Raw genomic sequence first — 11,877 nt, forward strand, 5'->3', positions numbered from 1 at the left:
CTCAAGAAATGGCGAAAAATTGCATGTATACAAACTAGATCACCAATCCCCAGGCGTGGCAATAGTTGCTTCCGCAGGGTCAAAACCATCTGCATTTGCACTATCCCGCCGTGGCTGTCGAGAGCAGCCAGAGGCCGAAAACGGTATAGCCGATCATCAGCACTGTGAGTGGCAGCTGGCTGAGCGAGGCGCTGGCTGGGGAGGGGTGAAGCCGCCAGGCGAGCAGGTGGGCGACAAGCACCGCCAGCACGTGCCCGGCGACGATGGCAGCCGCCTGCAGGTTCCAGATCAGCCAGGCGGATTCCGAGCCCATTGCGATGCCGGCCTCGACCGGCATATGGGCTGTGCCGAACAGGTTCCAGCCCAGCGCGAACGGGTCCGACAGCGCGACAAGTGCGTATTGGCCGTTGACCAGCAATGCCGTCAGGTAGTGCGAGAAATGATAGGCGAGCGCGATCGGCACGATCGACCAGACAAGCAGGCCGGCGGCATTCGACAGCGGCACGGTGCTGCGGACCAGCCTTTGGCCGGCGACGACCGCGAATAGCCCAAAGGCGGCGAGCGCCACGAAAACCGCCACCAGGCCGACGCTGTTGATGGCAATGAGCGCGCTGCGGCCTGGCAGTTCGAGCGGATTGATGCCGTTGAGCCCGAGCCAGACGAAGGTTTTGGCGAAGCCGTCGAAGGACACCGAAGCGAGTGTCGAGAGCAGGAACAGCGCGCCCGATGGCGGCAGCGGCTCGACGTCGTTGAGTTTCGCGCCGGGCCAGCACACGGCTAAGCGCAGGCGGGCCCCGTCCCGCTTGCCATCGACGATGCCGAAGCGGCCGATCATGGCTGAGAAGGCCGACAGGAATTCGCCTTGCCGGCTCCAGCGCTCGAAGCCGAAGGCCAGCATCGCAACGAACGAAAACAGCCAGTAGGTGCCGGCCGCGATGGCAAGGCGCGCCGGATCGTCGGGAGCCGGGTCGATCAGCTCGAACCAGGCGAAGGCAAGGAACAGGATGAAGGCCGGCCAGTAGCCGACCCAAGCGGGCAGGCGCAGCGGGCTGTCGCCATCCGCCTTCGAGCCCAGTGCCCGCCTGACCAGGCGATACGGCCCGTACCATGGGTTGAGCCGTGCCCAGAGATTGCCAACCAGGCCCTGGGCGAGGGTCAGGCCGACCCAGAGCAGTGTCCAGATCGTCAGCGGCAGTGGGTTGGACAGCGGGTCGCGTGAGCCGATGAACCCGGCGAGGATCAGTGCTGCGAAGGCGGCAAATGAGAGCAGGCTAACCGGCAGCCGCAGATTCGGGATCGAGCCGAGCGGAAAGCGTGTGCGCCAGAAGGAGACCAGCCGTTCAGGAGGCAGGATCGCAAGCACGAGGAAACTCGCGGCTACGGCCAAAGCTGCACCGGCTATGTAGTGTCCGGTTGGCAACAGCAGGACATGGCCGCGCTCGGAGGCGTGGGCGAAAGCGGGCGAGGTTTGCCATGCGGTCGCGCTGCATGCGGCAAGCACTGTCGCCGCACTTCGCCGGATGGCTCTGGTTGTGTTGGTTCCCCGCATCACGCTCCCGATGTGCCATATGGCTTGGGTCGCGGAAAGGGGGCGACTATCTACGGCGGATGGCGACAGGTGGTGACGCTCGCGCTTTGCGAGGCAGCCCTTTTGCCGCGCGATCCTTCGCACCCCCCTCTGGCCTGCCGGCCATCTCCCCCACAAGGAGGGAGATCACGCCTTCATCAGCCGCCCGGCCAACTACCAACGTTGCAAAGGCTCATCCATACGACGTTGTAGAATGAGCGCCGCCGGCAACGAGACTAATCTCCCTCCTTGTGGGGGAGATGCCCGGCAGGGCAGAGGGGGGTGCGAAGGAATGAGAGGTTGAAGGAAACCCAAATCCAGGCCCCAAGCCGCCCCTAAACCTTCACCAGCTGCTCGACCCGGTCCTTTTCGCCGAAGATGCGGAGGTAGCGGGCGATTTCTTTTTTGTCGCCGGTGGCCTTGGCCGGGTTGTCGGACAATTTGACTGCCGGGCGGCCATTGGTCTCGGTGACCTTGCAGACCAGCGAGATGGCGTTGAGCCTGTCGGTCTCGACCGGCGCGCAGCCTTCGAAGTCGTTGGTGAGGTTGGTGCCCCAGCCGAAGGACATGCGCACCTTGCCTTCGAAGTGGCGGTAGGTCTCGATGATGGTGTCGACGTCGAGGCCGTCGGAGAAGATCAGCAGCTTGGACCTGGGGTCCTGGCCCTTCTTGCGCCACCACTCGATGATGCGTTCGCCGCCTTCGATCGGCGGGGCGCTGTCGGGGCGGAAGCCGGTCCAGTCGGCGACCCAGTCGGGTGCGTCGCGCAGGAAGGCCGCCGTGCCGAAGGCGTCGGGCAGGACGATCAAGAGGTTGCCGCCGTAATAGCGCTGCCAGTCGCGCAGCACCTTGTAGGGCGACTGCTTGAGCTCGTCCTCGTTATTGGCAAGGGCGGCATAGACCATCGGCAGCTCGTGCGCGTTGGTGCCGAGCGCCTCAAGGTCGGTGTCCATGGCGAGCAGCACGTTGGAGGTGCCGGTAAAGGCTTCGCCGATGCCTTCCTTGAGCGCTTCGACGCACCAGCGCTGCCACAAGAAGGAGTGGCGGCGGCGAGTGCCGAAATCGGAGATCTTGATCTCGGGCAGCATCTTCAGCCGCTCGGTCTTGTCCCACATCTTGGCCTTGGCGCGGGCGTAGAGCACGTCGAGCGCAAAGGGGCCGAAGGCCTTCATCGCCGAGCGCGAGCGCAACTCGTTGATAATGGCGAGCGCCGGGATTTCCCACATCGAGGTCAGGACCCAGGGGCCAGCGAAAGTCAGCTCGTACTGGCCGTCGCGCTTTTCGAGATGATAGGGCGGCAGCTGGAAATTCTCGAGCCAGGCCAGGAATTCAGGTTCGAAGATCTGCTTGCGGCCGTAGAAATTGTTACCGCCGAGCCAGATCATCTCCTTCTTGGAGAAGCGCAGCGTTCGCGCATGGTCGAGCTGCTCGCGCAGTTCGCCCTCGTCAATCTCCTCGGCGAGCTTGACTGAAGTGGCCCGGTTGATAAGCGAGAAGGTGGCGTCGACCTTGGGGTGCATGCCCCAGATCATCTGCAGCATCAACAGCTTGTAGAAGTCCGTGTCGAGCAGCGAGCGCACGATCGGATCGAGCTTCCAGGTGTGGTTGTACACCCTGCGTGCAATGTCGGTCCTGGCCATGCCGCTTCATTCCTCCCTGGCGCGCCACTACCGGACGCACCTACGTTGACAGCATTGGGATATAGCGCCCGGGCGATCAAGCTTAAGACCAGAAAAAAGCAACCCTGGCCCTATGGTTGCATCGGCTGAACAAGGTAGGCGCCGGCGAAGACTAGCCGGCGGTCGCCGCCTTCTGGCCGCGCCGCTTGCGGATGCTGATCTGGCCGGTGACGGCCTGTTCGGTGCGGGCGGGAAGCTCTTCGCGCTCGGCGAACAGCCAGTCGATGAAGACCTGGGCAATGGGCGCCGATTTCACCTCGTTGCGGCAGACGATGTAGAAGGCATCGACCGCCGGAACCGACAGGTTGAACGGCGTGACCAGCTGGCCCTTGGCGAGCATGCCCGACGCGGTGACGCTGTCGCCGAGCGCCAGCCCGTGGCCATGGACGGCCGCTTCGGTGGTCAGGCTCGCCCCCGACATGCGGTGCTGCTGCACCGGCCTGACGTCGAGCGCGTCGGCGGCGGCAAGCCAGGTGTGCCATTCGCGGCCGTCATCGGCGTGCAAAAGGATGTGGTCGGACAGGTCGCGCACGCTGCGGATAGGCCGATTGTTGATCAGCGTCGGGCTGACCACCGGAAACAGCTCCAGCGTCGACCACTTCTTCAGCCAGCAATCGGTCCAGCTGCCGTCGCCATAGAGCATGCAGACATCGACGTCGGGCGCGTGGATGTCGCGCGGGTCGTTGGAGGCGTTGAGGCTGAGGCTGATGCCAGGATATTGCGCGGTGAAGCCGCCGATGCGCGGCACAAGCCACAACGACAGCAGCGCCGGAACGCAGCTGACGGTGAGCTTGCCCGAACTGGTCGGCCGGGTCATGCGGGCGGTAGCCGCCGCGATGCTTTCGAAGGCGCCTGTCACTGCAGGCAGAAGCTCGGCGCCTTGCGGGGTGAGCTTGAGGCGTGAGCCGGCACGCTCCAAAAGCTTGACCTTCAACGTGGCTTCAAGCGCCCGGATCTGGTGGCTGATGGCGCCGTGGGTGACGTTGAGCTCGCCTGCCGCCTTGGTCAGCGAGCCATGGCGGGCGGTCGCCTCGAAGGCGCGCAGCGGGTTGAGCGGGGGCAGGCGCCGGGACATGGAAACTCCGCCTGGGAGAGGTATGGACTGTGAGAAATTCTCACAGCACAGACCTTAACATTATCAATTGCTATTTCAACGGCGCTGCCGGAAACTTGCCCCATAACAACCAAAAAGCATGCGGGGAACACGAGGTATCAGGCTGACCGCCGGGAGCGGACGGCCGCAGGCGATCATCCCGCATTGCCGTCTCGGACCACAGGAGGACATCATGGGTTTCGACGTCAAGAAACTTGACGAGCTGCGCAAGAAATATGGCGAAGGCCATGGCGGCGACCTGTTCGACCCGAAGTTTCGCCGTGTCGCCGACAAGATCTTCAACAAGGCCGGCACGCGGCTTGCGCCCTATTCGGGCATCCCGACCTTCCTCACCGCACCTTACCGTGAGGTCGACAACGACAACCCCGATTTCGGCGACCTGCAGGTGGCGATGATCGGCGTGCCGATGGATCTCGGCGTCACCAACCGTCCGGGCTCGCGTTTCGGCCCGCGCGCGCTGCGCACCATCGAGCGCATCGGACCCTACAACCATGTGCTCGACTGCGCCCCGGTGCAGGAATTGCGCGTGGCCGATATCGGCGACGTGCCGTTCCGCAGCCGCTACCGGCTCGAACTCAGCCATGAGGACATCGAGCGCCGCATCGGCCAGATCGTCGATGCCGGCGTTGTGCCGCTGTCGGTTGGCGGCGACCATTCGATCACCCATCCGATCCTCAAGGCGGTCGGCAAGAACCGCCCTGTCGGCATGATCCATATCGACGCCCATTGCGACACTGGCGGCGCCTACGACCTGACCAAGTTCCACCATGGCGGTCCGTTCCGCAACGCGGTGCTCGACGGCGTGCTCGACCCGAGCCGCGTCATCCAGATCGGCATCCGCGGCTCGGCCGAATATCTGTGGGAATTCTCCTACGAATCCGGCATGACCATCATCCACGCCGAAGAGGTCAGTGGCATGGGCATCCCGGCCGTCATCGAGAAGGCCAAGAAGATCGTCGGCGACGGCCCGACCTACCTGTCCTTCGACATCGACAGCCTCGACCCGGCCTTCGCGCCCGGCACCGGCACGCCCGAGGTGGGCGGCCTGACGACGCGCGAGGTGCTGGAGATCGTTCGTGGCCTCAAGGGCCTCAACCTTGTCGGCGGCGACGTCGTCGAGGTGGCGCCGCAATATGATTCGACAACCAACACGGCACATGCCGGCGCCCAGGTGCTGTTCGAAATCCTGAGCCTGATGCTGTTCAGTCCCTTCGTCACCAACAAGGGCGCGTAACCAACAGCAATTTCGACTGGCCGCTGTATGGGAAGCGGCGGCCAGGTGCTAACGCGACACTTCAACAACAAACATCCCAGAGGGAAGCACGACATGAACATCAAGACGCTCCTGCAAACGACGGCAGCGGCCCTGCTTGTCGCAGGCACCGCCATCTTCGCCGTGCAGCCGGCAAATGCCGACGCGCTCGAGGACATTGCCAAGGCCGGCCAGATCAATGTCGGCGTCTTCGCCGATTTCCCGCCCTTCTCCTCGGCCAGCGCCGACATGAGCCTCAAGGGTTATGACATGGACGTGGCGCAGGCGATCGCCGATGCGCTCAAGGTCAAGCTCAACCCGGTGCCGGTGACCGGACAGAACCGCATCCCCTACCTGACCGACAAGCGCGTCGACCTGCTGATGAGCGTCGGCTACTCCAAGGAGCGCGAGCAGGTCATCGACTTCGCCGCGGCCTATGCGCCCTACTACATCGCCGTGATCGGCCCCGCCGAACTCAAGGTATCAGGCAAGGAAGACCTCGCCGACAAGTCGATCGCCGTCAATCGCGGCACGCTGGAAGACACCTCGCTGACCGAGGCGGCACCTGCCGGCGCCGACATCAAGCGCTTCGACAACTACAACGCCGTCATCCAGGCCTTCATTTCCGGCCAGACCCAGCTGATGGTCGTCGGCAATGACGTCGGCGCCCAGGTGCTGGCACGCCAGGAGGCGCTGAAGCCGGAGCAGAAGTTCCAGCTTCTGACCTCGCCGTCGCATATCGGCCTCAACAAGAGCGAGGACGGCCTCAAGAAGGTCATCAACGACACGGTGGCGGCGATGCTCGCCGATGGCCGTCTCTCGAAGTCATCGGAAGAATGGCTCAAGGTTCCGCTCAACCCCGAAAACCTCAAGGATTGATCGGTGAGCTACAGCCTCGACTTCGGCTGGCTTGAGGGGGCCGTGGGCGCGATCGCCCGCGGTGCCGCCATGACGGTCCTGCTGATCGTGGTGACGACGATTGCCGGCACGCTGATCAGCGTGCTGGCAGCCGCCGGCCGGCGCAGCGGGCCGAAATGGCTCCGGCGCGCCATCACGGTCTATGTCGAGGTGATCAGGAACACGCCGTTCCTGGTGCAGCTGTTCTTCATCTTCTTCGGCCTGCCGAGCATCGGCATCCGGCTCGATCCGATTGTCGCCGCCATGCTGGCGATGACGCTCAACATGGCCGCCTACACCACCGAGATCGTCGGCGCCGGCCTCGACGCGGTGCCGAAGGGCCAGCGCGAGGCGGCCTTTGCTTTGGGCTTGCGGCCGCGCCAGGTCTTCGTCAAGATCGTCTTGCCGCAGGCGCTGAAGGTCATCTTCCCGGCGCTGACCAGCCAGATCGTGATCATGATGCTCGAGTCTTCAGTCGTGTCGCAGATCGCAGTGAGTGAACTCACCTACGAAGCCGATATGCTGCAGGCGCGGACCTTCCGTCCGTTCGAGACCTATTTCGTCGTGGCGATGATCTATCTCGGCCTGTCGATCATCCTGCGCCGTGTCCTCGTCGGTGTCGGCCGCCGCACGCTTTCGGCGGGTGTGTCATGATCGAGTTCACCTTCTGGGACATCCTGCGCAACCTGATCTTCGCGACGCGCTGGACCGTGCTCCTGTCGATCGCGGCCTTCGTCGGCGGCGGCATCGTTGGCATCGCCATCCTGTTTTTGCGCATCTCCAAGGCCAAGTGGGCACGGCGCTTTGCCAGCGGCTACATCGCGCTGTTTCAGGGTACGCCGTTGCTGATGCAGCTTTTCCTGATGTTCTTCGGCCTGCCGATGCTCGGTTTCCGCATCGAGCCGTGGACGGCCGCTGTTCTCGGGCTGACCTTCTTTGCCAGCGCCTATCTTGCCGAGATCTGGCGCAGCGGCGTCGATGCCTTGCCGCGTGGCCAGTGGGATGCCGGCGCCAGCCTCGGCCTGCACTATATCCAGGAGCTGCGCCTGATCATCCTGCCGCAGGCCTTCGCCATCACGCGTGCGCCGGTCGTCGGCTTCCTCGTCCAGCTGATCAAGGCAACCGCACTGACCTCGATCATCGGCTTCGAGGAGCTGCTCAGGACCTCGAACGCCATCAACAACGCGACCTTCGAACCGTTCACCGTCTACGGGCTGGTGGCACTGATCTTCTTCGTGCTCTGCTACCCGCTGACCCAGTATGCACGTTCATTGGAGGCCCGCGCCGCAGCACGCTGAACGACACTCCATCATCATAAGAACCCGTGGGAACAGCCGGCACAAAGCCGGCAATAAATGAGGAGAACTAGCATGAGCAAGATTCTGAACCACCCGATCAGCCGGCGCGCCGTGCTCGGTGCCGGCGTCGCATCGGCGAGCCTGCTGGCGATGCCGTCGATCCTCAGAGCGCAGGACAAGTCGATCAAGATCGGCGTCTATGGCGGCTACTTCAAGAAGTCGTTCGACGAGCACATCTTCCCCGAATTCACCAAGGCGACCGGTATCGCTGTGGAATCCGTCGCCGAGCCGACCGGCGAGGCCTGGCTGGTGCAGCTCGAGCAGGCGGCCAAGGCAGGCCAGGCACCGGCCGACCTGTCGATGATGTCGCAAGTATCAACGTTGAAGGGGCAGGCGACCGATCTGTGGGCGCCGATCGACCTCACCAAGATCAAGAACAGCTCGAACCTGATCGACCACTTCGTCAACAAATACCCCGATGGCCGCGTCGCCGGCATCGGTGCGGTGGCCTGGTACATCACGCTTGTCACCAACACCAACGTCTTCCCGACAGCGCCCGACAGCTGGGCCGCGTTCTGGGACCCGGCCAACGCCGACAAGCTCGGCCTGCTGGCGCTCGCCTCCAACTCGTTCCTGCTCGAAGTGACAGCCACGACCTTCATGGGCGGAACCAAGGCGCTCGACACCGAGGAGGGTATCCAGAAGGCGCTGGAAAAGCTCGCCGAGGTCAAGCCGAACGTCAGGTTGTGGTATCGTGACGAGGCACAGTTCGAACAGGCGCTGAAGTCGGGCGAAATCCCGATGGGGCAGTATTACCATGACGTCACCGGCCTTGCCGCTGCCGATGGCCAGCCCGTTCGCTCCACATTCCCGAAGGAAGGCGGCATCCAGGATTCCGGCAACTGGGTCATCTCGCGCGCCTCGAAGAAGACCGAGGAGGCGCATGCCTTCATCGACCACATGTGCCAGCCCGCCGTGCAGTCGCTGATGTCGCGCAAGGTCGGCACCGCACCGACGGTCAAGCGCGAGCTGCTTGATCTCACGCCGGAACAGTTCGCCGCGGTGTCGTCCGACATCCCGCCGATCATCCCGCGCTACGACCTCTACACCACCAAGGCCGACTGGATTAACCAGAAGTGGACCGAGCTGATCGTCGGCTGATCTGGTTTACCCTCCCCCTTGTGGGGAGGGTGGCCCGCAGGGCCGGGTGGGGGTACTCGCCAAACTTCGTGCTTGCCGACCCCCACCCCGTCGCTACGCGCCGACCTCCCCACAAGGGGGAGGGTAACGCCAGCCGTCGACGCGGCGTTTCCGACCGACGCGAGGCGCAAGGGCATTCTCAAAATCTCAGATGGGGCAATGCATGTCAGGCCTGTCACTGCAGAACATCACCAAGTCATTCGGCAACTTCACGGCTGTCGACACGGCCAATCTGTCGGTGCCGCATGGCAAGTTCGTCTGCCTGCTCGGCCCGTCGGGCTGCGGCAAGACCACGCTGTTGCGCATGATCGCCGGGCTGGAGGATCCGACAAGCGGCCAGATCCTGCTCGACGGAACCGACATCACGCCGGTGCCGACGCACAAGCGCAACCTCGGCATGGTGTTCCAGTCGCTGGCCTTGTTTCCGCATCTGTCGGTCGGCGACAACATCGCCTATCCCCTGCGCATCCGCGGCGCATCGCGCGAGGACCAGAAGAAGCGCTCGGACGAATTGCTCAAGCTGATCCATCTGCAGGGCTTCTCCGACCGCCCCGTGGCCAAGCTTTCCGGCGGCCAGCGCCAGCGCGTCGCCATTGCCCGCGCGCTCGCTTTGTCGCCGAAACTGTTTTTGCTCGACGAGCCGCTGTCGGCGCTCGACGCCAAGCTGCGCGAGGCGATGCAGGTCGAGCTGCGCCAGCTGCAGCAGCGGCTTGGCATCACCACCTTCGTCGTCACCCACGACCAGCGCGAGGCGATGACCATGGCCGATCTCGTCGTCGTCATGGGCAACGGCAAGATCCTGCAGGCAGCACCGCCGATCGAGATCTACCGCAAGCCGGCCGATGCCTTCGTCGCCGATTTCATCGGCATGACCAACCTGCTCGATGCGACCGCCGACAGGCTTGGCCGTGTCTCGGTGCTGGGCCAGGCCATCCCCAACCTGACGATGCCCGAAGGCATGACCAAGGCGTCCGTTTCGATCCGCCCCGAGGACGTGCATCTCGGCCCGGTTGGCGGCGACGCGATCGCTGGCACGGTGACCTTCGTGCGCGATCTCGGCGGCACCATCGAAACCTTCGTCGAGGCCGGCGGCAAGACCATCGTTGCGGTGGCGACGCCGCGCGAGCGACCCGAGGTCGTGGCCGGCCAGCAGGTCGGCCTGATCCTGCCGGCGGACGCCTGCGTGGTGCTCAAGTCATGAAACGCGAGGCGCCGAAATCGCTTGCCGATTACAGCCCGCTGTTCTTTCCCGGGCTGATGCTGATCGTCTTCTTCGTCGTGCCGTTCTCGACGATGATCGCCGTCAGCTTCTTCCAGCGCGATCCCTCGGGCTTCTACACGCCCGACTTCGTCTTCGACAATTACGCCCGCTTCCTCAGCCTGTTTTTCGCCAAGGTTCTCGGCTTTTCGCTGATGCTGGCGGTGATGGTGGCGATCTGCTGCGTCGTCATCGCCTTTCCCTTCACCTATCTTTTGACCAAGCGGCCACGCAAGGTGCAGACGATCTGGCTGGTCTGCCTGTTGTCGGTGCTGTCGCTGTCGGAGGTCATCATCGGCTTTGCCTGGTCGACGCTGTTTTCGCGCACCGCCGGCATCACCAATTTGTTCGTCGCCATCGGCCTGATGAAGGAACCGGTGGCGCTTTTGCCGAGCTTCTGGGCGGTGCTGACCGGCATGGTCTACCAGGCGTTGCCCTACACCATCCTGGTGCTCTACCCCGCCCTGGTGCGGCTCGACCCGACCTTGCTTGAAGCTGCGCGCACGCTCGGCGCCTCGCCGGTTCGGGCGTTCATGAACGTCGTCGTGCCGGCGCTGCGCAACACCATCGTCGCGACGCTGATCATGGTCTTCGTCTTCGCGCTCGGCTCCTACCTGCTGCCGCAGATCCTTGGCCGGCCGTCGCACTGGACGCTGTCGGTGCTGATCACCGACCAGGCCATCTACCAGTCCAACATGCCGTTTGCCGCTGCGATGGCGGTGTTCCTGGTTCTGATGTCTCTGGCGCTGGTGGGGCTTACGTTGCTTGTCGGACGCAGGGAGAACGCGCTGTGAAACAGACCTTCCTTCGCCGGCTCTATTTCGCAGCCGTTGCCCTGTTCCTCGCCGCACCACTGATTGTCGTTGCCGGCGTTTCGGTCAACGAAAAGCAGGACCTGGCCTTCCCGCCGAAAGGCTTCTCCCTGGCCTGGTACGCGCAGATCTTCGCCGATCCGGAATGGCGCAAGGCGCTGATCGCCTCGCTGTCGCTGGCCGTCACCGCCGCCGCCCTTGCGGTCGCCATCGCCTTGCCGCTGGCCTGGTTCCTGTGGCGGCGCATCGCGCCCTGGGCCAACGTGTTCCAGATCCTCGGCCTGGCGCCGTTCATCCTGCCGCCTGTCATCACCGCGCTCGGCATGCTGACCTTCTGGGCGACGACCGGTTTCTATGGCCAGCCCTGGACGGCCGTCATCAGCCACGCGATCTTCTTTGTTACCTTGCCACTGGTGACGCTGTCGCTCGGCTTCGCCTCCATCGACCGCTCGCTGGTCGAGGCGGCGGCGACGATGGGCGCCGACGACCGCACGGTGCTGAAGACGGTGGTGCTGCCGCTGATCCGGCCCTATCTCGTCTCGGGCTACGCGTTCGCCTTCGTCTTGTCGCTAAACGAATACATCGTCGCCTACATGACGATCGGCTTCACGATGGAGACGCTGCCGATCAAGATCTTCAACGCCCTGCGCTACGGCTACACGCCAACGATGGCCTCGGTGTCGGTGTTCTTCGTCGCGGTGGCGGCATTGGTGTTCGGCCTGATCGCCAGGTTCGGCGATATCAGGCGGTTGCTCGGGGCGATGTCCTCGGAGAGCTGAATCGAAAAGGGCCGCAGAAAC

At 63.9% G+C, this 11,877-nt stretch carries 11 protein-coding genes; 8 read left to right on the forward strand and 3 right to left on the reverse strand.

Annotated features, from left to right (window positions below):
• Nucleotides 1-100: 100 nt before the first annotated feature.
• From J1C56_RS20485 to gcvA, 3 genes are all read right to left on the reverse strand, one after another.
• Nucleotides 101-1,549, reverse strand: coding sequence for a hypothetical protein (locus tag J1C56_RS20485; RefSeq protein ID WP_246591673.1), 1,449 nt, complete (start codon nt 1,547-1,549; stop codon nt 101-103).
• Between the two features lie 353 nt (nt 1,550-1,902).
• Nucleotides 1,903-3,207, reverse strand: a complete 1,305-nt coding sequence (pncB, locus tag J1C56_RS20490; protein ID WP_214391923.1) for a nicotinate phosphoribosyltransferase — start codon at nt 3,205-3,207, stop codon at nt 1,903-1,905.
• 151 nt (nt 3,208-3,358) lie between these two features.
• Nucleotides 3,359-4,321 (reverse strand): transcriptional regulator GcvA, encoded by a 963-nt coding sequence (gcvA, locus tag J1C56_RS20495; protein WP_214391924.1) that lies wholly within the window; start codon nt 4,319-4,321, stop codon nt 3,359-3,361.
• Between the two features lie 211 nt (nt 4,322-4,532).
• Here gcvA and speB point away from each other — a divergent pair, with 211 nt between their 5' ends.
• From speB to J1C56_RS20535, 8 genes are all read left to right on the forward strand, one after another.
• Entirely contained in the window at nt 4,533-5,594 is a 1,062-nt protein-coding gene (speB, locus tag J1C56_RS20500; protein WP_214391925.1) for an agmatinase, read from the forward strand.
• Nucleotides 5,595-5,687: 93 nt separating this feature from the next.
• Complete coding sequence (locus tag J1C56_RS20505) at nt 5,688-6,491, forward strand: transporter substrate-binding domain-containing protein (protein WP_214391926.1); 804 nt, start codon at nt 5,688-5,690, stop codon at nt 6,489-6,491.
• A 3-nt stretch (nt 6,492-6,494) separates the two neighbouring features.
• Nucleotides 6,495-7,163, forward strand: a complete 669-nt coding sequence (locus tag J1C56_RS20510) for an amino acid ABC transporter permease (RefSeq protein ID WP_214391927.1) — start codon at nt 6,495-6,497, stop codon at nt 7,161-7,163.
• On the forward strand, nt 7,160-7,807 hold the full coding sequence (locus J1C56_RS20515) for an amino acid ABC transporter permease (RefSeq protein WP_214391928.1): 648 nt from the start codon (nt 7,160-7,162) through the stop codon (nt 7,805-7,807). Before J1C56_RS20510 ends, J1C56_RS20515 begins: the two co-directional genes overlap by 4 nt.
• Nucleotides 7,808-7,879: 72 nt before the next feature.
• Nucleotides 7,880-8,968, forward strand: a complete 1,089-nt coding sequence (locus J1C56_RS20520) for an ABC transporter substrate-binding protein (RefSeq protein ID WP_246591675.1) — start codon at nt 7,880-7,882, stop codon at nt 8,966-8,968.
• A gap of 202 nt (nt 8,969-9,170) precedes the next feature.
• Nucleotides 9,171-10,208, forward strand: coding sequence for an ABC transporter ATP-binding protein (locus J1C56_RS20525; protein ID WP_214391929.1), 1,038 nt, complete (start codon nt 9,171-9,173; stop codon nt 10,206-10,208).
• Entirely contained in the window at nt 10,205-11,059 is an 855-nt protein-coding gene (locus J1C56_RS20530) for an ABC transporter permease (RefSeq protein WP_214391930.1), read from the forward strand. The genes J1C56_RS20525 and J1C56_RS20530 overlap by 4 nt, the downstream gene beginning before the upstream one ends.
• Nucleotides 11,056-11,856, forward strand: a complete 801-nt coding sequence (locus tag J1C56_RS20535; protein ID WP_214391931.1) for an ABC transporter permease — start codon at nt 11,056-11,058, stop codon at nt 11,854-11,856. Before J1C56_RS20530 ends, J1C56_RS20535 begins: the two co-directional genes overlap by 4 nt.
• The last annotated feature ends 21 nt before the right edge of the window (nt 11,857-11,877 follow it).

It is taken from the genome of Aminobacter anthyllidis (assembly GCF_018555685.1).
GTDB lineage: Bacteria > Pseudomonadota > Alphaproteobacteria > Rhizobiales > Rhizobiaceae > Aminobacter > Aminobacter anthyllidis.

Bases quoted from the DNA above. Each gene is read 5' to 3' on its own strand.
- J1C56_RS20485 (WP_246591673.1), bottom strand. From the start codon at position 1,549: ATGCGGGGAACCAACACAACCAGAGCCATCCGGCGAAGTGCGGCGACA.
- pncB (WP_214391923.1), bottom strand. From the start codon at position 3,207: ATGGCCAGGACCGACATTGCACGCAGGGTGTACAACCACACCTGGAAG.
- gcvA (WP_214391924.1), bottom strand. From the start codon at position 4,321: ATGTCCCGGCGCCTGCCCCCGCTCAACCCGCTGCGCGCCTTCGAGGCG.
- speB (WP_214391925.1), top strand. From the start codon at position 4,533: ATGGGTTTCGACGTCAAGAAACTTGACGAGCTGCGCAAGAAATATGGC.
- J1C56_RS20505 (WP_214391926.1), top strand. From the start codon at position 5,688: ATGAACATCAAGACGCTCCTGCAAACGACGGCAGCGGCCCTGCTTGTC.
- J1C56_RS20515 (WP_214391928.1), top strand. From the start codon at position 7,160: ATGATCGAGTTCACCTTCTGGGACATCCTGCGCAACCTGATCTTCGCG.
- J1C56_RS20520 (WP_246591675.1), top strand. From the start codon at position 7,880: ATGAGCAAGATTCTGAACCACCCGATCAGCCGGCGCGCCGTGCTCGGT.
- J1C56_RS20525 (WP_214391929.1), top strand. From the start codon at position 9,171: ATGTCAGGCCTGTCACTGCAGAACATCACCAAGTCATTCGGCAACTTC.
- J1C56_RS20530 (WP_214391930.1), top strand. From the start codon at position 10,205: ATGAAACGCGAGGCGCCGAAATCGCTTGCCGATTACAGCCCGCTGTTC.